21 protein-coding genes and 1 other RNA gene are annotated in these 19,015 nt (G+C 68.1%); 11 read left to right on the top strand and 11 right to left on the bottom strand.

From position 1 onward, the window contains the following. Positions 1-47: 47 nt before the first annotated feature. Positions 48-1,286, bottom strand: a complete 1,239-nt coding sequence (locus RN629_RS07310; protein ID WP_407034611.1) for a type III PLP-dependent enzyme — start codon at positions 1,284-1,286, stop codon at positions 48-50. Positions 1,287-1,427: 141 nt separating this feature from the next. On the opposite strand from RN629_RS07310, the gene RN629_RS07305 reads away from it, so the two are divergent. From RN629_RS07305 to mtgA, 3 genes are all read left to right on the top strand, one after another. Next, the gene (locus RN629_RS07305) at positions 1,428-2,390 is read left to right on the top strand and encodes a threonine ammonia-lyase (RefSeq protein WP_407034610.1); all 963 of its coding nucleotides are present in this window, start codon (positions 1,428-1,430) and stop codon (positions 2,388-2,390) included. Then, the gene (locus RN629_RS07300; protein ID WP_407034609.1) at positions 2,390-2,554 is read left to right on the top strand and encodes a hypothetical protein; all 165 of its coding nucleotides are present in this window, start codon (positions 2,390-2,392) and stop codon (positions 2,552-2,554) included. The genes RN629_RS07305 and RN629_RS07300 overlap by 1 nt, the downstream gene beginning before the upstream one ends. Before the next feature lie 92 nt (positions 2,555-2,646). After that, positions 2,647-3,321 (top strand): monofunctional biosynthetic peptidoglycan transglycosylase, encoded by a 675-nt coding sequence (gene mtgA, locus RN629_RS07295; protein WP_407034608.1) that lies wholly within the window; start codon positions 2,647-2,649, stop codon positions 3,319-3,321. Between the two features lie 157 nt (positions 3,322-3,478). On the opposite strand, the gene RN629_RS07290 is transcribed toward mtgA, so the two are convergent. The 7 genes from RN629_RS07290 to RN629_RS07260 form a co-directional block, all read right to left on the bottom strand. Further along, positions 3,479-3,727 carry a hypothetical protein gene (locus tag RN629_RS07290; RefSeq protein ID WP_407034607.1) on the bottom strand — a complete coding sequence of 83 codons (249 nt, stop codon included), beginning with the start codon at positions 3,725-3,727 and terminating at the stop codon, positions 3,479-3,481. A gap of 61 nt (positions 3,728-3,788) precedes the next feature. Beyond that, complete coding sequence (locus RN629_RS07285; protein ID WP_407034606.1) at positions 3,789-4,112, bottom strand: YbaB/EbfC family nucleoid-associated protein; 324 nt, start codon at positions 4,110-4,112, stop codon at positions 3,789-3,791. A gap of 1 nt (position 4,113) precedes the next feature. Then, a complete protein-coding gene (locus RN629_RS07280) occupies positions 4,114-5,796 on the bottom strand; it encodes a DNA polymerase III subunit gamma/tau (protein ID WP_407034605.1) in 1,683 nt (560 codons plus the stop codon). Between the two features lie 141 nt (positions 5,797-5,937). Next, an RNA gene (gene ffs, locus RN629_RS07275) (signal recognition particle sRNA small type) lies at positions 5,938-6,035 on the bottom strand. 593 nt (positions 6,036-6,628) lie between these two features. Then, the gene (locus RN629_RS07270) at positions 6,629-6,934 is read right to left on the bottom strand and encodes a 2Fe-2S iron-sulfur cluster-binding protein (RefSeq protein ID WP_407034604.1); all 306 of its coding nucleotides are present in this window, start codon (positions 6,932-6,934) and stop codon (positions 6,629-6,631) included. Next, positions 6,931-8,016, bottom strand: coding sequence for a cysteine desulfurase family protein (locus RN629_RS07265; RefSeq protein WP_407034603.1), 1,086 nt, complete (start codon positions 8,014-8,016; stop codon positions 6,931-6,933). The genes RN629_RS07270 and RN629_RS07265 overlap by 4 nt, the downstream gene beginning before the upstream one ends. Next, positions 8,013-9,026: a cysteine desulfurase family protein gene (locus RN629_RS07260; RefSeq protein WP_407034602.1), complete on the bottom strand. Its 1,014-nt coding sequence runs from the start codon at positions 9,024-9,026 to the stop codon at positions 8,013-8,015. The genes RN629_RS07265 and RN629_RS07260 overlap by 4 nt, the downstream gene beginning before the upstream one ends. 161 nt (positions 9,027-9,187) lie before the next feature. On the opposite strand from RN629_RS07260, the gene RN629_RS07255 reads away from it, so the two are divergent. Continuing rightward, positions 9,188-9,844, top strand: a complete 657-nt coding sequence (locus RN629_RS07255; RefSeq protein WP_407034601.1) for an alpha/beta hydrolase — start codon at positions 9,188-9,190, stop codon at positions 9,842-9,844. Between the two features lie 67 nt (positions 9,845-9,911). On the opposite strand, the gene RN629_RS07250 is transcribed toward RN629_RS07255, so the two are convergent. The 3 genes from RN629_RS07250 to RN629_RS07240 form a co-directional block, all read right to left on the bottom strand. Then, a complete protein-coding gene (locus RN629_RS07250; protein ID WP_407034600.1) occupies positions 9,912-10,607 on the bottom strand; it encodes an aspartate/glutamate racemase family protein in 696 nt (231 codons plus the stop codon). Between the two features lie 90 nt (positions 10,608-10,697). After that, on the bottom strand, positions 10,698-11,603 hold the full coding sequence (rpoH, locus tag RN629_RS07245; RefSeq protein ID WP_058717786.1) for an RNA polymerase sigma factor RpoH: 906 nt from the start codon (positions 11,601-11,603) through the stop codon (positions 10,698-10,700). A 67-nt stretch (positions 11,604-11,670) separates the two neighbouring features. Continuing rightward, positions 11,671-12,618: an RluA family pseudouridine synthase gene (locus tag RN629_RS07240; protein WP_407034599.1), complete on the bottom strand. Its 948-nt coding sequence runs from the start codon at positions 12,616-12,618 to the stop codon at positions 11,671-11,673. A 19-nt stretch (positions 12,619-12,637) separates the two neighbouring features. On the opposite strand from RN629_RS07240, the gene RN629_RS07235 reads away from it, so the two are divergent. From RN629_RS07235 to RN629_RS07205, 7 genes are all read left to right on the top strand, one after another. After that, on the top strand, positions 12,638-13,090 hold the full coding sequence (locus RN629_RS07235; protein WP_407034598.1) for a M67 family metallopeptidase: 453 nt from the start codon (positions 12,638-12,640) through the stop codon (positions 13,088-13,090). After that, positions 13,087-13,731 carry a histidine phosphotransferase family protein gene (locus RN629_RS07230; protein ID WP_407034597.1) on the top strand — a complete coding sequence of 215 codons (645 nt, stop codon included), beginning with the start codon at positions 13,087-13,089 and terminating at the stop codon, positions 13,729-13,731. The genes RN629_RS07235 and RN629_RS07230 overlap by 4 nt, the downstream gene beginning before the upstream one ends. A 61-nt stretch (positions 13,732-13,792) precedes the next feature. After that, a complete protein-coding gene (locus tag RN629_RS07225) occupies positions 13,793-16,123 on the top strand; it encodes a chemotaxis protein CheA (RefSeq protein WP_407034596.1) in 2,331 nt (776 codons plus the stop codon). Beyond that, on the top strand, positions 16,123-16,551 hold the full coding sequence (locus tag RN629_RS07220) for a chemotaxis protein CheW (RefSeq protein ID WP_407034595.1): 429 nt from the start codon (positions 16,123-16,125) through the stop codon (positions 16,549-16,551). The genes RN629_RS07225 and RN629_RS07220 overlap by 1 nt, the downstream gene beginning before the upstream one ends. Positions 16,552-16,632: 81 nt before the next feature. Continuing rightward, a complete protein-coding gene (locus tag RN629_RS07215; protein ID WP_407034594.1) occupies positions 16,633-16,998 on the top strand; it encodes a response regulator in 366 nt (121 codons plus the stop codon). Between the two features lie 32 nt (positions 16,999-17,030). Beyond that, on the top strand, positions 17,031-18,104 hold the full coding sequence (gene cheB / locus RN629_RS07210) for a chemotaxis-specific protein-glutamate methyltransferase CheB (protein WP_407034593.1): 1,074 nt from the start codon (positions 17,031-17,033) through the stop codon (positions 18,102-18,104). After that, positions 18,101-19,012 (top strand): CheR family methyltransferase, encoded by a 912-nt coding sequence (locus tag RN629_RS07205; protein WP_407034592.1) that lies wholly within the window; start codon positions 18,101-18,103, stop codon positions 19,010-19,012. The genes cheB and RN629_RS07205 overlap by 4 nt, the downstream gene beginning before the upstream one ends. The last annotated feature ends 3 nt before the right edge of the window (positions 19,013-19,015 follow it).

Here is a 19,015-nt window from a genome sequence, read left to right as displayed (position 1 = left end):
CCTCCCGCCGAAGCGGAAGGGGATATAGGCGTGCTAAGGTCGCTGGGTTACAGCTTGACGACGTTGGCCGGGCGGACCGGCTCGACCTCGTCCTGGCGATAGACCGACAGCATCGGTTCGTCGTCCGTCACCACGAATTCGTGGCAGGTGAAGCCGTTGAACTGGGTGCGCATGGCCTGGCCATAGGCGCCCAGCATCCCGATCTCGAAATAATCGCCGGTGTTCGTGTCCGCGGGCAGCGGGAACGGACCCTGCATGAAATCGAGATCGTCGCAGGTTGGGCCCCAGAAGCTGAAGTCCATGTCGCGTGCGTCGGAATCCGGTTCGCGGAGCAGCTGGACCGGATATTTCCACCCGATATGCGCCGCATCGAACAGCGCGCCATACGCCCCGTCATTGATGTACAGCTCATGCCCGCGACGACGCTCGACGCGCACCACGACCGACGAGTATTCGGCGCACAGCGCGCGGCCCGGCTCGGCCCAGAGTTCGGCCGAATAGGACACCGGCAGGCTCTCGAACGCGCGGTGGATCGTCTCGAAGAAACGCTCCAGCGGCGGCGGGGTCATGCCCGGATAGGCCGAGGGGAAGCCGCCGCCGACATCGATCACGTCGACGGTTACCGCCGCCCCGACGATCGCCGCGCGCACCCGCTCCATCGCCGCCGAATAGGCGTCGGGGGTCATGGTCTGGCTGCCGACATGGAAGCAGATGCCGAGGGCATCGGCGACCTGGCGGGTCGCGATCAGCAGGTCCTTCGACTCTTCCAGGCTGACGCCGAACTTCGACCCCAGGCTGAGCTTGGCGTACTCGGACGACACGCGCATGCGGACGCACAGCGTCAGGTCGGTCGCGCCCTGGGTGGCGCGGACGATCTTCGCCAGCTCTTCCAGGCTGTCGAGCGAGTAGGTGCGGACGCCGTGCGTGAAATACGCCTCGGCGATGGCCTCCTCGGACTTGACCGGATGCATGAAGCAGCAGGTCGCGTCGGGAACGACCGACTTCACCATCCGCACTTCCGCGATCGACGCGGTGTCGAAATGGGTGACGCCATTGTCCCACAGGATCTGGATGAGATCCGGCGACGGGTTCGCCTTCACCGCATACATCGGCCGGCCCGGAAACTTCTCGACGAAGAATCGGGCGGCGCGCGCAGCGGCGTGCGGGCGAAGCAGCGTGACCGGATCCGCCGGACGACGCTTGGCGATGTCGATGCCGCGCTCCAGGCAGGAGGGAACGGCGGTCGAGTGGGCAGCTAGCCCCAGCGCGCGATGATTCTGGTGCAACTCAAGGGACCTCCAATTGCCTGACGGCATACGGTGACAAAAAGCTGCCTTGCGGTTGGAAGTCCCATGGGGCAGCGGAGGCGCGAAATAGGGTCCGCTGTTTGGAATGTAAAGCGGTAGAGTGGGGGACGGAGATAAAAAGTGACAATATTAAGACAACCGACCAGGGCCGGGGTTCGCGACGCCGCGGAAAAGCTGGCGCGCATCCTGCCGCCATCGCCGATCTTTCCTTTGAAAATCAATGGCAAGACGGTGGTTTTCAAGGCCGAGAACCTGCAGCCGATCGGCGCGTTCAAATTGCGCGGCGCGTGGCATCGGTTAACCGCTCTTGATGCGGAATCGCGGGCGCGCGGCGTGGTTGCCTTCTCCTCCGGCAATCATGCGCAGGGAATCGCCTGGGCCGCGAGGCGGCTGGGAATCGCGGCGACGATCGTGATGCCCGCCGACGCCCCGGCCTCGAAGCGGGAAGGCACGCTCGCGCTCGGCGCCGAGATCGTCGATTATGACCGGGCGACCGAGAGCCGCGAACTGATCGGCCGCCGACTCGCCGAGGCGCGCGGGGCGACCCTGGTGCCGAGCTTCGACGACCCCTGGGTGATCGAGGGGCAGGGGAGCGTCGGGATCGAGGCGGCGGCGCAGATGGCCGCGCGCGGACTGGGCGCGCCGGGGCATGTGGTGACGCCCTGTGGTGGCGGCGGACTGGCCGCCGGCCTCGCGCTGGCCCTGCCGGAGGCGAAGGTGACGGTGGTCGAGCCGGAGGGGTGGGACGATATGCGTCGCTCGCTGGAGGCCGGATGGATCGAGCCGGTGGGCGACAATCCGCCGCCGACCGCCTGCGACGCGCTCCAGACGCCGCGCGTGTCGCCATTGACCTTCGAGGTGCTGGCCCGGCGCGGGGCGGAGGGCGTCGCGGTCAGCGAGGCCGAGATCGCGGCGGCGCAGCGCTTCGCCGCCGATCGGATGCGGCTGGTGATCGAGCCGGGCGGTGCGGCGGCGCTCGCCGCGCTGCTGTCGGGCAAGGTCGCGGCGGAGGAGAATATGCTGCTGCTGTTGTCGGGCGGCAATGTCGATCGCGCCGCCTATGCCCGCGTGCTGGCGGGGTGATGGAAGGGATCGCCCAGGCAGCACCCGCGCTTGCGATGCTCGCGGCCTTCGCCTGTGTCGCAGGAGGGGTCGTGACGATCCGGCGCGGCGATCGGTCCAAGGGCGTGCTGATGCTGGTGATGGCGGCGGTGCTGGTGGGGAATGTGCTGATCTGGATGGTCTGAGCGCAATGCGACACTCGTCCCTGCCAGGGGAGGCGTTTTGCGGCGGGTGACCCAAGTGACCTGTCCCGAAAACCCCGCTAGGAGCCGCTTCTATGTTCCGCATCGCTCGCTGGGCCGTGAAGGCCATATTCGCCTTTGTGATCCTGAGTGTCGTGTGGGTCGGCATGTACCGCTTCGTGCCGCCGCCCTTCACCTTCACCATGCTGGGCGATGTGATGAACGGGCGTGGCGTCACCAAGGACTGGATGCCGCTGTCCGAGATGGACCCCGACATGGCGCGGGCGGCCATCGCGGGGGAGGATGCGCGCTTCTGTTCGCACCATGGCTTCGACATCAGGGCGATCGAGAATGCCGCGATGCGCAACGCGAAGGGCGGGCGGATCCGGGGGGGCTCGACGATCAGCCAGCAGACCGCGAAGAATGCGTTCCTGTTCCAGAATGGCGGTTATGTCCGCAAGGCGTTCGAGGCGTGGTTCACCTTCCTGATCGAGCATCTCTGGGGCAAGCGGCGGATCATGGAGGTGTATCTCAACATCGCGGAGACGGGCATCGGCACCTATGGAGCCAATGCGGGGGCGATGCGCTATTTCGGGCATGATGCGTCGCACCTGTCGCCGATCGAAGCCGCCCGGATCGCCGCCGTCCTGCCGCTGCCCAAGAAGCGCGATGCGGTGGACCCGACCGGCTTCGTGCGTAAACACGGCAATGTGATCGCGCGCTATGTCGGGGTGGTGAGGCGCCAGCGACTGGATGCCTGCCTCTTATAGCGCCGTTGCCCGATTCTCGCTCTGCAAGAGACGGGCGCAACCCTTTGACACCAGGCCTGAAAATCCCGACGCGATGGACTGATACCGGATGTCGGGATCGGCGCGTTGTGGTTGCTCCCGGCGGGCGACAGGTTGCCCGGGCCGGGAGCCGGCACGATTATTTGCCGCCGCTGGAGATGGCGTCCCCGGCCTTTTCGGCGGTGTGGCCGACACTCTTGGCGGCAGAGGTGATGGCCGCATCGCGGCGATTTTCCGCTCCGCCCCGACTGAAAAGGTAGAAGCCTCCGACCAGCACCGCAATCAGCAGGACGATGGCGATCGCCATGCCGCCGCCGCCGCTGCGGCGTTCGATGATCGTGGTGTGCGGCTGAGACCCTTGAGTCTCGGTAATGCGTTCATCGGCCATGACATTCCCTCCTCTGGTGATGGAGGCTGCAACGCCATGGCCGATGATTGCGTTCCCGAAATCAGAAGGGCAGCTTGAAGCCCGGCGGCAGTGGCAGGCCATTTGTCATCTTCGACATTTCCGCGCCCGACGCGGTGTCGGCCTTGGCCCGCGCATCGTTGATGGCGGCGGCCAGCAGATCCTCCAGCATTCCCTTTTCGGAGGGCTGCATCAGCGAGTCGTCGATCGCGATGCCGATGATCCGGCCCTTGGCCGAGGCCTTCACCTTGACCAGTCCACCGCCCGAAACGCCCTCCACCTCGATCGTGTCGAGATTGGCCTGCGCCTTTTGCAGTTCGTTCTGGACGTTCTGGGCCATCGCCAGGATTTCGTCGAGATTCTTCACATCATGCTCCGTTCACACTGCGTTTGCCGGGCCATTCCATCAATTCGGCCTCGGGGAAAGCCTCGCGCGCGGCGCGGACCATGTCCGATTCCCACGCGGCGGTCCTGATCGCGTCCTCGGCGGCGACCTGCTGTTCGTGCAGCGTCGGTTCGCCGGGCACATCCTCCAGCGTCACGCGCCAGACCTGTCCCGTGGCAGTCTTCAGCGCCGCCATCAGTTCGGCCAGCGTATCGGCCGCGATCGGTCGCGATCCGCTGAACACGATCTCCGGCGGGGCATAGCGCACGAGGCGCGCACCGTGGCGCAACCGCGCGGCCAGCGCCAACTGGCCCAGATCGTCCAGCCGATCGATCATCGCGATGAAGCTGTCGGGCAGCCGGGACGGTTCGGGTTCGGCCGGGGTGGGCGGCGCGATGGCCACCGGCGCGGGGGCGGGCGCGGCCTGCGGCATGACCGTCGGCGCAGTGGCGGCAGCGGTCACGCCGCCATCGCGGATCTGGCGCGCCAGTTCGCCCGGATCGGGCAGGGTGGAGGCATGGATCGCGCGAAGCAGCGCCATTTCCGCCGCCTCGATGGGCAGCGCGGCGCGGGCAACCTCGTCATGGCCTTTCAGGAACAATTGCCACAGGCGGTGGAGCGCGGGGAAACCGAGCGTGCCCGCCCATTCCTCGCGGGCGGCGCGTTCCTCCATCGGCTGTGCGGCGTCGGGCGGGGTGCCGACCTTGGTCAGGGTGATGCCGTGGACCGTTTCCAGCAGCGCGCGCAGCACCGATTGCGGGTCGACGCCATAATCATATTGCCGCCGCAGCGAGGCGAGCGCGCCCGCGCTGTCGCCGTTCAGGATCAGGCCGAGCAGGTCGCGCACCGCGCCGCGATCCGACAGGCCGAGCATGTCGCGCACCGCCTGCGCGGTGACGCCGCCGCCCTCCAGATCGGCATGGGCGATCGCCTGGTCGAGAATCGACAGGCCATCGCGCGCCGACCCCTCCGCCGCGCGCGCGACCAGCATCAGCGCTTCCTCTTCGGCGCTGACGCCTTCCTTCTCGCAGATCTCGGCGAAATGCGCGGCCAGCTTGTCCGCAGTGATCCGCCGCAGGTCGAACCGCTGGCAGCGCGACAGGACGGTGATCGGCACCTTGTTCACCTCGGTCGTGGCGAACAGGAACTTCACATGCGCGGGCGGCTCCTCCAGCGTCTTCAACAGCGCGTTGAAGGCGTTCTTGGAGAGCATATGGACTTCGTCCACGATGTAGATCTTGAACCGCGCCGAGACCGCAGCATAGCGCGACGCCTCGATGATCTCGCGCACATCGTCGACGCCGGTATGGCTCGCCGCGTCCATCTCGATCACGTCGATATGGCGGCCCTCGGCGATGGCGCGGCAAGGTTCGCACACCCCGCACGGGCTGATCGTCGGGCCGCCGCTGCCGTCGGGGCCGATACAGTTCAGCGCCTTGGCGATCAGCCGCGCGGTCGAGGTCTTGCCGACCCCGCGCACGCCGGTCATCAGGAAAGCATGGGCCAGCCGGTCGCGCTTGATCGCATTGCCCAGCGTCTGGACCATCGCGTCCTGGCCGATCAGCGCGTCGAAGGTCTGCGGCCGATATTTGCGTGCGAGGACACGATACGCCTCGGCCTTGGCTGCGGGCCGGGGCGGTTCGCCCAGATCGAACGAATCAGTCATGCCGTGAGCGTCGAATGGCGGTTTGGGAAATCATCACGGTCCAACATAGGCGTTTCGGCCTTCGACGTCAGGTAGAATCGTGCGGGCGACCATCGCCGGATGCGCACCGGATGGTCGTCAAGACGATCGAAATCATGTGGAGAAAGTGGGAGCCGGGACGACCCGCAGCGAAATCGTTACGGCTGCTTCCGTCAGGACCTGACCGGGTTGGCGACGACCACGTCCGCCCGACTCCCGCCGCGCATATGGCGAAACGGGGCCGGGGGATCAAGCCCTTATCCCACCGGCCCCGTCGGTCCTGTCATCGGATCACGGACGCCATCCGATCAAGCGCGCTGGCGGATCAGCGGCGGAAGCACCGACGCTCTGGCCCATCCCAGGTCCGGACCCAGCGGCAAACGACGCGCGGCCGGTCATAGCCGCGCCAGCCCGGCCCGCGATCCCAGCCGGGGCCGCGATCCCAGCCGGGGCCGCGATCCCAGCCGGGGCCGCGATGATGCCAGCCCGGTCCACGATCCCAGCCGGGTCCCCGGTGATGCCAGCCCGGCCCGCGATCCCAGCCCGGCCCATGGTCCCAACCGGGCCCTCGGTCCCAGCCCGGGCCATGACCCGGCCCGGGCCCCGGACCCGGCCCCCAACGGTCATGCGGTCCATGCGGTGCGGCGGCGGCAGGGGCGGCGACGCAAAGACCGGCAACGGCGATCAGTCCCGCTCCCAGAACAGACATGAATTTCATATGCTTTACTCCCGGTAGACCCGCCTTGCAGCGAGCATGGGAGGACCATGGCGGACGGCCGATGATCGCGTACTGAACCGGTCGGTTATCGCCGGTTCAGGGAAGGCGGGCGGTCATTCCGTCGAGTGCCTCGCTCAGCCGGACCTGACAGGCCAGGCGACTATGCCGCGTCGCACTGGGAACGAGGTCGAGCATGTCCTCCTCTTCCGCCGATGGCGGGACGAGGCGGTCCGCAAAAGCCGGATCGATCAGGAGGTGGCAGGTCGCGCAGGCCATGTGTCCGCCGCATGTGCCCTCCAGCGGCTGCCCCGCGCGCTGCCCCGCTTGCAGCAGAGTCTCGCCCGGCGCGGCGCGGACGACCATGGGGGAGCCGTCGCGGGCCAGGAAGGTCAGTGCGATCATCGCCGTTGCGCCCCGGCGGCATCGACGAGCTGGTCGATGCCCTGCGTCAGCTCCGCCTCGGTCGTGCAGCGGCCAAAGCCCAGCCGGATCGAGGATTTCACCTGGGCGTCGGTCAGGCCCAGCGCGGTCAGCACATGGCTTGGGCGTCCCGACCCGCTGGCGCAGGCGCTTCCGGCGGAAAAGGCGATGTCGCGGCAGTCGGACATCAGGCGCGCGACATCCAGCCCGTCGCGCCGGATATTGAGATTGCCGTGATAGCGCCGCTCGGTCGAACCGTTGATCGTCCAGCCGGGGCCAAGCCGTTCGATCGCCAGCGCCCAGAGGTGTGCCACGTGCGCGCTGTCCGCGTCCTGCCGCGCCGCCATCAATTTGGCCGCCGCGCCGAACCCGGCACAGAGCGCGGGGCTGAGCGTGCCGGACCGTCCGCCTTCCTGGTCGCCACCATGGAGCAGCGGGGGCAGGGTGATGCCGTCGCGGATCCAAAGCGCGCCGATCCCCTTGGGGCCATGGATCTTGTGCGCAGACAGCGCAACCAGATCCACGTCGTCGGGGATCGCGATCCGGCCATAGCCCTGTACGGCATCGCACAGCATCCATGCTCCCGCCAGGTGGGCTGCGCGGGCCAGCGCCGCGACGGGCTGGACCGTACCGATCTCGTTGTTGACCAGCATCGCCGCGACCAGCCCGGTGCCTTCCCTGACGGTCTCGGGCGCGATCAGTCCATCGCTGTCGACCGGCAGGATGGTCAGCGGACGGCCGGTCGCATGTGCGGTGTCGAGCACGGCGGCATGTTCGATCGCGGTCGTGACGATCCCGCCGCCCGCGCTCTTGCCCGCGTCCATGCCCACGCCTTTGATGGCCCAGTTCAGCGCCTCGGTCGCGCCACTGGTGAACACCACCCGTCCGCCGGGCGGCAGCAGCGCGGCGACCTGATCGCGCGCCACCTCGACCGCTGCGCGCGCCTGTCGTCCGGCCCGGTGCGCGGAATGGGGATTGGCGTGCCCCTGTTCCAGCCAGGGGAGCATCGCGCGCAGGGCCTCGGGGGCGAGCGGCGTGGTCGCCTGGTAATCGAGATAGATCATGCAGCCTCCACCCGCTTGCCGCGTGCGATCGCGCGCCAGGCGGCGACGAAGCGGTCGACATCCGCGCGCGTCGTCGTCCGGCCGAAGCTGACCCGCACCACCTCGCGCCCTGCCTCCACCGACCAGCCGAGCGCGGCCAGCACATGGCTGGGCTTCAGGCTGCCACTGGCGCAGGCGCTGCCCGCCGAGACCGAGATTTGCGCCAGGTCGAACTGGATCAGTTGCGCGGCGGATGGCTTGCCGGGCATGTGATAGCTGGCGATGGCCGGGTGGCGCCGGCTGTCATCCGCGACCACGATCCCGCCCGAGCGGCGGATCGCATCGTCGCAATAGGCGCGGAGTTCGCTGTGGTCGGGCTCCGGCTCGGCGAGCGCGGCGGCATAGGCCAGCACGCCGGGCATATTTTCGGTGCCCGGGCGATAGCCGCGCTCCTGCCCGCCGGTCGGGGCCAGCAGCGCCAGGTCGCGGACCAGCAGCGCGCCGACCCCTGCCGGGCCGCCGCGCTTGTGCGCCGACAGCGCGACCAGATCGGCATGGGCGATCACCTCCGGGTCGGCGCCCGCGGGCATCTGCGCGGCGTCGACCAGCAGGATATGCCCGGCGGCGTGGATCGTGTCGGCCAGTTCGGCAACGGGCTGGCGCACGCCGGTTTCGCTATTGGCCCATTGGACCGTCACGACCGCGCGGGGGCCCTCCAGATCGGGCAGCCGGAGCAGGCCGTCGGGCCCGGCCGGCATCACCATCGCGTCGGGTGCCGCGCGCAGCACCGCGTCATGGTCGATCGCACCGACAAAATGCCGGCCCGCCATCGAGCGGGTCAGCGCGATGGCCAGCGACTCGCTTGCGCCGCTGGTGAACAGGATGTCGTGTTCCCATCCCAGCGCGCGGGCGATGCCAGCGCGGGCCTCCTCCAGCGCGCGTCTCGCGACACGCCCTTCGGCATGGGGGGATGAGGGATTGGCCCAGAGCGCGCATCCTTGCGCCAAAGCGGCGAGCGCCGCCTCGGTCATCGGGCTCGTCGCGGCATGGTCCAGATACAGGCGTGGGGGAGGAGAAGACAGGGGATGTTCCGTCGCTGAAATGATCGAACAATTGCGAAAATGGCGTCCCGGCCTATATAGCGCAACGTTCCGGGCGCTCCACCAGCGCCCTTCCAGATCGGCGAGTTTTGATGCCTGAAGTCATTTTCCCCGGCCCCGAAGGCCGCCTCGAAGGCCGTTTCGCCCCCGCACCCCGTCCCCGCGCGCCCGTCGCGATGATCCTTCACCCGCACCCCAATGCGGGCGGCACGATGAACAACCGCATCGTCCAGGAACTCTACAAGACGTTCCAGCGGCGCGGCTTCGCCACGCTGCGCTTCAACTTCCGCGGCGTGGGCAAGAGCCAGGGCGCGTTCGACAACGGGATCGGCGAACTGTCCGACGCCGCCTCGGCGCTCGACTGGGTGCAGAGCTTCCACCCGGAGGCGTCGACCACCTGGATCGCGGGCGTCAGCTTCGGCGCGTGGATCGGGATGCAGCTGCTGATGCGTCGCCCGGAAATCCGCGGTTTCATCTCGGTCGCGCCGCCCGCCAACATGTACGACTTCACCTTCCTGGCGCCGTGCCCTTCCTCGGGCATCATCATCCAGGGCGAGGGCGACGAGGTCGCGACCCCGGCGGCGACGCAGAAGCTGGTCGACAAGCTGCGCACCCAGAAGCACATCACCATCCATCACGACACCATTCCCAAGGCGAACCACTTCTTCGAGCATGAGATGCCCGAGCTGATGGGGTCGGTGGACCGTTATCTGGACATGCGGCTGGATCCCAACTCGCCGATCCGGTGAGGAAGGAGCATCGGCAGGATCGAAAGGCCCTTGGCGAAAGCCGGGGCCTTTTTCGCTGGGCGGATGGTCAGTCGGCAAGCGCCATGGCGACGGCCGCCTCGGCATGCACCGCCGTCGTATCGAAAATGGGTACGGGGCTGTCATCGGGCCCCACCAGCAGCATGATTTCGGTGCAACCCAGGATGATCGCTTGCGCGCCCCGCTCGACCAGACGGCGGATGATCGCGCGATAGGCTTCGCGGGATGGCGCGAGGATCTTGCCCGCGACCAGTTCGTCGTAAATGACCCGGTGCACCGTCGCCCGGTCGGCTGCATCGGGAATGATGACGTCGAGACCGTGACGCTCGGACAACCGTCCCTTGTAGAATTCCTGTTCCATTGTGAATGCGGTGCCGAGCAGGCCGACGCTATGCAGAGCGCTGGCCTTGATCCGCTCCGCCGTGGGATCGGCGATGTGCAGCAGCGGAACGGTCACGGCGGCCTGGACGGCGGGAGCGGTCCGATGCATGGTGTTAGTGCAGATCATCAGGAAATCGGCACCGGCCGCCTCCAGCCGCTGCGCCGCGTCGGTCATGCGCGCGGTCAGGCCGTTCCAGTCGCCCTTGTGCTGGAGCGCTTCGATCTCCGCGAAATTGAACGACCATAGCAGGCAGGATGCCGATGCGGTGGCGCCCATCCTCTCGCGAACGCCTTGATTGATAAGCCGGTAATATTCGGCCGAGCTTTCCCAGCTCATGCCGCCGATCAAGCCAATCGTGCGCATCGGTCTGCCCTTATGCTTCCGCCTCGGCACGGGGTGGCCGAGGCGGGATTCCGCGGGCCGCCACCGGACGGGGCGGCGGCCCGGGCTGGCTCACGCCGCCGCCAGCAGCCGCTTTTCACCGGCGATGCGCATCATCGCCTTTTGCAGCTTTTCGAACGCGCGGACCTCGATCTGGCGGACACGCTCGCGGCTGACGCCATACACCTGGCTCAGCTCTTCCAGTGTCTTGGGGTCGTCGGTCAGGCGACGCTCGGTCAGGATGTGCTTCTCGCGGTCGTTCAGGTCGTCCATCGCGCTGACCAGCATGTCGTGGCGGACATCCGCCTCCTGCTGTTCGGCGACCACCGTGTCCTGGAGCGGCGCGTCATCGGCCAGCCAGTCCTGCCACTGGCCCTCGCCATCCTCGCGCATCGAGACGTTGAGCGAGGTGTCGCCCCCCATCGCCATGCGGCGGTTCATGCTGATGACCTCATCCTCGTTGACGCCCAGATCGGTGGCGATCTTGGTCACATCCTCGGGCCGCAGGTCGCCGTCCTCGAACGCGTCGAGCTTCGACTTCATCCGGCGCAGGTTGAAGAACAGCTTCTTCTGCGCCGCCGTGGTGCCCATCTTCACCAGGCTCCACGAGCGCAGGATATATTCCTGGATCGAGGCGCGGATCCACCACATCGCATAGGTCGCCAGGCGGAAGCCGCGATCCGGCTCGAACTTCTTCACGCCCTGCATCAGGCCGATATTGCCCTCGGAGATCAGCTCGGAGGTGGGCAGGCCATAGCCGCGATAGCCCATCGCGATCTTGGCCACGAGACGCAGGTGCGAGGTGACGAGCTGCGCCGCCGCCTCCGGGTCGCCATGCTCCTGAAAGCGCTTGGCGAGCATATATTCCTGCTCCGGGGCAAGGATCGGGAATTTCTTGATCTCGGCCAGATAGCGGTTGAGCGACTGCTCCCCGCCGAGTGCAGGAATCGTCGCCGGGACGTTGCTGCCTTTTGCCATGATCCTTATCTCCCTTTCTGGAGCGTCATTCCGTCTGCCCCGTCGCCGGGCGCGAGGCGGTCCTCTGCTATACGTGAAGCCGACTGAACAGTTCCTGCATATCGGCGGGCATCGCGCTCTCAAACGCCAAAGCGTTACCGCTTATGGGATGAATAAAGCCCAGATGCGCCGCATGCAGCGCCTGTCGCCGGAAATCGAGCTGGTCGAGCAGGGCTTTTTGAGCACCCTTTGTTCTACCATAGACCGGGTCGCCCAGCAAGGCGTGACCCAGCGATTGCATATGCACCCGCACCTGATGCGTGCGCCCCGTCTCCAGCCGGCATTCGACCAGCGCGGCGTCGCGCAGCTTCTCGATGGTGCGATAGTGGGTGACGGCGCGTTTGCCGCCCTGCACGATCGCCACCTTCTTCCGATTCTGCGGACTGCGCGCCAGCGGGGCGTCGACCGTGCCGTCGGCCGGGCGCGGGATGCCCCCGGTGATCGCGCGGTAGCGGCGGTCGATTGAATGCGCGGCGAACTGTTTGGCCAGCCCCTCATGCGTGCGGTCGGTCTTGGCCGCGACCATCAGGCCCGACGTATCCTTGTCGATCCGGTGGACGATGCCGGGCCGCGCGACGCCGCCGATCCCCGACAGCGAGCCGCCGCAATGATGCAGCAGCGCGTTGACCAGCGTCCCGTCCAGATTGCCCGCCGCCGGATGCACGACCAGCCCGGCGGGCTTGTCGATGACGATCAGATGCTCGTCCTCGTAAGCAATGACCAGCGGAATATCCTGCGGCTCGTTATGCGCCGGGGTCGGGGCGGGGACGGACACCTGAAAGATATCGCCTGCCGCCGCGCGCTTGGCGGGGTCGCGTGCCATCGCCCCTTCGCGCGTCACCGCGCCGCTGGCGATCAGGACCTTGAGCCGTTCGCGCGACAGGGTCGGCACCGCATCGGCCAGCGCGCGATCCAGCCGCCAGCCATCCGCTGTGGGCGCGATCCGCGCATCGATGATGGAAACCCCCCGAACCATAGGCTAGCGCTATTTGGGCATGACCGTAACGATTTCAAGCGATGTGCTGGACTTCATTCGCGCCGCGGCCGCCGCGTCGCGGGGTGCCGAGATATGCGGGTTGTTGCTGGGCGAAGGGAACAGGGTGGTCGCGGCGCGCCCATGCGCCAATATTTCGTCTGAGCCCTGGCATCGGTTCGAGATCGATCCGGTCGCGCTGATCGCCGCGCATCGCGCCGCGCGGGGCGGCGGCCCGGCGGTCCTTGGCCATTATCATTCGCACCCCACGGGGCTGGCCGAACCCTCGGCGCGCGATGCCGCGGACGCCGCGCCCGATGGCGCGATATGGCTGATCGCGGGCGGCGGACGGGTCACCGGCTGGCGCGCGGTCGCGATGGGCCGACGCCATGGCCGGTTCGATCCGGTCACGCTCGCTTGCGCCGAACCGCCAGTCGCGCCAGAAAGAGACGCTTCATCAAGGGATTTTGCATGACGGTAAGCCCGGTGGATTTCGCGAGCCTGTTGTGTTCGCGACTGTGCCACGATCTTTTGTCGCCGGTAGGCGCGCTTAACAACGGGCTGGAACTGCTCGCCGACGAGACCGATCCGGCCATGCGCGCGCGGTGCATGGAATTGCTGGCGGACAGCGCGCGCGCGTCGGCCAACAAGCTGAAATTCTTCCGCCTGGCGTTCGGCGCGGGTGGCGGCTTTGCCGACCGGGTCGACATGAGCGAGGCCAAGGCGGCGGTCGAGGGGTTGCTGGTCGACAATCGCCGCACGGCCCTGGGCTGGCTGGTCGAGGCGCCGGCGCTGCCCAAGCCCGCCGTCCGGATTCTGGTCAATCTGGCGCTGATCGCGATCGAGGCGCTGTCGCGCGGTGGAACGATCGACATCGGGGCCGAGGCCGGGCGCGAGGCGATCGAGATCGCGATCCGGATTGAGGGGCCGCGCATCCTGCTCGATCCAGAGATCCGCCGGACGCTGATGGAGGGGCAGGGGGCCGAGCCGCTGGGATCGCGCACCGCCCCGGCCTTCCTGGTCCACACGCTGACCACCGAGCATGGCGGCATGACGCTGGTGACCGAGCCGGCGCCCAATACCATGATTCTGGGCGCCGCGATCCGCGCAGGGTAAACTTCCCTTAATCTTGTGGCGGCATGAGAGGGGCGGAGATTTCTCCGTCCCTTGGGGATATATGGACGATCTGCTGCAGGAATTCATTGCCGAGACACGCGAGACGCTGGACGCGCTGTCCGGTGAGATCGTGGCGTGGGAAGCGGACCCAGGCGACCGGGCGCGGCTCGATTCGATCTTTCGCTTCGTCCATACGGTGAAGGGAAGTTGCGGCTTTCTCGATCTGCCGCGGCTGGCCCGGTTGAGCCATGCGGCCGAGGATGTGCTGGCGGCGGTGCGCGACGATGCGCGGGTACCGGATACCGCGCTGGTCAGTGCGGTGCTGGCCGTCGTCGACCGGATCGAGGCGATCGTGGAAGCCATCGCGGCCGGTGTGCCGCCCGCCGATTCGGATGACGAGGCGCTGATCGCCGCCCTGACCGTCAGGCCCGGCGATGCGACGGCCGCGCCCGTCGCCCCCGCCGCCGCGACGACGGCGCGCAGTGCACCGCGCAGCATTCGCCTGAGCGTCGATCTGCTCGACCAGATGATGAACGGCATGTCCGACATGGTGCTGGCGCGCAACGAACTTGCCCGGCGCCTGCGCGAAGAGGGGATCGATCCCCGTGTCGAAGCCGCGCTGGAACGGCTGTCGCTCACGGTCGCGGACATGCGTGACACGGTGACGCGCACCCGGATGCAGAAGGTGGAGGCGCTCTTCTCCGCCTTGCCGCGCATGGTCCGCGACACCGCCGCCGGCCTGGGCAAGGCGATCAACCTGACGATCGAGGGAAGCGACGTCGACCTCGACCGCGAAATGGTCGAGATGATGCGCGATCCGCTGATCCACATCATCCGCAACGCGATCGACCATGGCATCGAAACGCCGGCCGAGCGCCGTCGCAAGGGCAAGTCGCCCACCGGGCAGATCCGGGTCGGCGCGCGCCAGTCGGGCAACCAGATCGTCATCGAGGTTGAGGATGACGGGGCGGGCATCGATATTGCCCGCGTCGCGGCCAAGGCGGTGGCAAGCGGGTTGCACAGTGCCGCCGAAGTCGCGGCAATGACGCTGGCACAGAAACAGGCGCTGATCTTCGCGCCCGGCCTGAGCAGCCGCGACGAGGTGTCGGCGGTGTCGGGGCGGGGTGTCGGCATGGATGTGGTGCGCGCCAATATCGAGCATGTCGGCGGCCGCGTCGCGCTGGACAACCGCCCGGGTCGGGGGCTGATGATCAGCATCCGGGTGCCGCTCACGCTGTCGATCATGTCGACGATCGTCCTCGCGGTCGGGGGGCAGCGTTTCGCCCTGGCGCGTCAGGCGATCGAGGAGATCGTCAAGGTGCGCGGCGATCAGGTGCGGATCGACCCGGTCGGTTCGATCGAGATCGCCACGGTGCGCGGCCGTCGCCTGCCGATGCTGCCGCTCGGCCCGTTTCTTGGGCTGGGGGAGACGCGGCCGGCCACGCTGGTGATCGTCGCGACGCGCGATGGCCATTATGCGCTGGGCGTCGACGATGTGCTGGACACCGAGGAGGTCGTGGTCAAGCCCGCCGTGCCGGTCGTGATGACCACGGGCCTGTATGCGGGGCAGACGCTGCCCGACAGCGGGCTGCCCATGCTGCTGCTCGACGGTGGCGGCCTGGCGCAGGCGGCGGGGTTGCGGTTCCAGCGCGAACCGATCGCGCTGTCGGACGCCGAGGCGGCGGAAATCGCCAATCCGGCGCTTTTGTTCGAGGATCTGGACGGCGCACGCCGCGCCATGCCGCTGGGCGCGATCGACCGGGTGGACAAGGTGGAGCGCAGCGCGATCCATCGCTCGAACGGCCAGACCCGCCTCATGGTGGGCGAGGGCACCGTGCCGCTGCATCATATCGGCGACGATCTCCGGCTGTTGGCCGGCGACGGACCGCCGGTCGAGGTGTTGCGCCTGACCGATGGCGACAGCGAATGCGCCTATGCCGTCGCGGGCGCGCTGGAGATCGTCCAGCTTCCCGCCGAAATCGCCGCGGCGGAGGATGGCGGGACGATCCTGGGCGTCGCGGTGTTGCATGGTGAGGTGATCGAGATCTGCGATCCACTGTTCTTCTTCCGGGACGCGCCGGTAACGATCGACGCGCCCGCATCGCCGCTCTGCGTGCTGGAGGGAGCGGGAGCCGGTTGGATGGACCGCTTCCTGCGCCCCGTGCTGGAAGCGCATGGCTATCGCTGCGTGCTGACCGCGCCGAGCGACGGGGCCGCGGCGGTCCGCCTGGTGCTGGAGGACGAGGCGATCGCCGTCGCGCCATCCGATACGCCGGTGGTGCGCCTGCGTCGCGACCGGGAGGCTCCACCGAACGCCGACAGCGTCTATCGTTATGACCGGTCGGCGGTGATCGCCGCGCTGGCGGGCCATGTCCGGCGGGGAGGGCGCTGATGGCGCTCTATCTCATCGCCCGGATCGCGGGCCAGGGCGTGGTGTTCGACGCCGATCAGGTCGATTCGGTGGTCGATATCGGCGACATCGTCGCCGTGCCGCGCGCCGATCCTTGCGTGCGCGGGTTGACCGCGCTGCGCAGCCGGGTCGTGACCGTGATCGACACGCGGCTGGCGCTGGGGCTGGAGCCTAGCACGGGCGAAGTCCGGCGCGCGGTCATCACCGGCCGCGATGGCCATTATTACGCGATGCTGATCGAGGAACTGGAGGATATCGAGACCTTCGAGAGCAGCGCCGTTCCGCACGCGCCGCCGCGCGACGGGCGCTGGGCGCAGGCGACCGACGGGATCGTGGTGCGCGACGGCGAACCGCTGCTGGTCCTCGATCTGCATCGATTGATCCCGCACCCGGCCGCACTGGCCTCATGATCGCTTAACCTCTCCCTTACTTTCATGGCCTTATGCTGAACCTGCGATGCCGCCGGTGTCGCCGTAAACAAGGCGTGCCGCATGAAGACCTGTCTCGTCGTCGATGACTCAAAGGTGATCCGCAAGGTCGCACGGCATATTCTCGAGACGCTCGATCTCGAGGTGCGCGAGGCCGGGGACGGGCGCGAGGCGCTGGAAATGTGCCAGGCGCAGGTGCCCGATGTCGTCCTGCTCGACTGGAACATGCCGGTGATGAGCGGGATGGATTTTCTGCGCGCGCTCAAGGACGCCAATCTGGAACGGCGGCCGCGTATCGTGTTCTGCACCACCGAGAATGGCATGGCGCATATCCGCGCCGCGATCGACGCGGGGGCAGACGAATATATCATGAAGCCGTTCGACCGGGAGACGCTGGAGAGCAAGCTTCAGATCGTCGGCATCATCTGACACCCGGCAGGCGGACGTCGGAGCGCGTCGGCATGGCATCATCCCCTTCCTTGGCCCTTCAGGCGGCGGCACGCATCCTGATCGTCGATGATTCGGCGGTCGCGCGCGCGGTCATCGCCAGGGCGATCGAGCCCGATACCCGCTTCCGGGTCGCGGGGGCGGTCGCGCATGTCGAGGCCGCGCTCGCCTTTCTGGCGGCGGATTCGGTCGACATCATCCTGCTCGACGTCGCCATGCCCGGCATGGACGGCATCACCGCGCTGCCCCGGCTGCTCGCGGCGGGCGGGGATGCGCCGATCCTGATCGTTTCCGGTTCCACGCCCTCGGGCGGCGCGGCGGCGGTGCAGGCGCTGGCGCACGGCGCGGCCGATACGCTGGTCAAGCCGCAGCCCCAGGGCCTCGACGCCTTCGGTACGGCCTTGCTCGGCAAGCTGGAGGCGTTGACGGGGCTGGGCGCACGCCGTGGCGGCGCGCCATCGTCCATCGCCCCGCCACCGCCGCGCACCGGCGCGACCGCCGCGCCGCTTCGCCCGTCGCCCAAGGTCATCGGCATCGGCGCCTCTACCGGCGGCATCCATGCGCTCGCGCAACTGCTCAGCCGATTGGGGGCGGACATGGCCGTGCCCATCGTGGTGACCCAGCATCTGCCCGCCAGTTTCACGCCCTTCTTTGCCGCGCAGTTGGCCAATATGGCGGGGCGTCCCTGTGACGTGGCCGAGGACCGGCTGCGATTGCGGGCCGGGCGGATCATCGTCGCGCCGGGCGATGCGCATGTCACCTTTGTCCGGTTGGCCGCCGGCGGCACGTCGATCCGGCTGCTGCGCGATCCGGTGCCCAGCGGCTATCTGCCGTCGGTCGATCCGATGTTCGCCTCGATGGCCGATATATGGGGAGCGGACGCGCTGGGCGTCGTCCTGACCGGCATGGGCCGTGACGGGCTGGAGGGGGCGCGGATGCTCAAGCGCTGTGGCGGCACGGTGATCGCGCAGGACCGCTCCAGTTCGGTCGTCTGGGGGATGCCCGGCGCGGTCGTCGGCGAGCGGCTGGCCGATGCCGTCCTGCCGCCCGACGCGATCGGCGCGATGCTGGGGGCGATGGGGCAATGATGACGCCGGGGCTGCGCCAGACCATGCCGCAGGCACCGTCGGTGCCGTCCGCCGCGCTCCCGGCATCGGCGCCGGTCATTCCGGCGTCGAACAACGCGATCGCCGTGCTGGCCGCGCTGCTCGAGGCGCGCACGGGCCAGCAGATCGCCAGTCACCGTTCGAGCCGGGTCGATACCGTCCTGTTGCCGCTGATGCGCGAGCGACGCTTCGACACGCTCGACCAACTGGTGTTGGCGTTGCTCGACGGACGGGACCCGCCGCTGGCGAACCGCGTGATCGATGCGCTGGTCAATGGCGAGACCTCCTTCTTTCGCGACCAGATGGTGTTCGACCAGGTCGTCGCGCTGGCCGCCGCGGCGGAACGCGACGGGCGGCGCGCGCGGATCTGGAGCGCGGGATGTTCGACGGGGCAGGAACCGCTGTCACTGGCGATGCTGTTCGCCGAACGGCATGAGATGAGCGGCGCGCCCATGCCCGAGATCGTCGCCACCGATGTTTCCGAAGCGGCGATCCAGCGGGCCAAGTCGGGTTGCTTCACCCAGTTCGAGGTGCAGCGCGGCCTGCCGATCCGTCGTCTGGTCCATTGGTTCGAGGGGCAGCCGAACGGCGAATGGACCGCGCGGCCCGAATTGCTGCGCCATGTCAGCTTTCGCCAGATGAACCTGATCGGCGACGCCCCGCCGGGCGGCGCGTTCGATGCGATCCTGTGCCGCAACGTGATGCTCTATCTCGCGCCCGGTCCCAAGGCGCGGGCGTTCCGCACACTGGCCAGCGCGTTGCGTGACACGGGCGGGTTGCTGCTGGGCGCGGGGGAGACGGTGATCGGCCAGACCAGCCTGTTCCAGATCCGGTCCGACCTGCGCGGCGTCTATGGCAAGTCCGAGGATCCCGCACGGACCACGGCGTGATGC

The organism is Facivitalis istanbulensis (assembly GCF_040560405.1).
Lineage (GTDB): Bacteria > Pseudomonadota > Alphaproteobacteria > Sphingomonadales > Sphingomonadaceae > Sphingomonas > Sphingomonas istanbulensis.
This window is presented reverse-complemented; position numbering and strand designations above follow the sequence as displayed.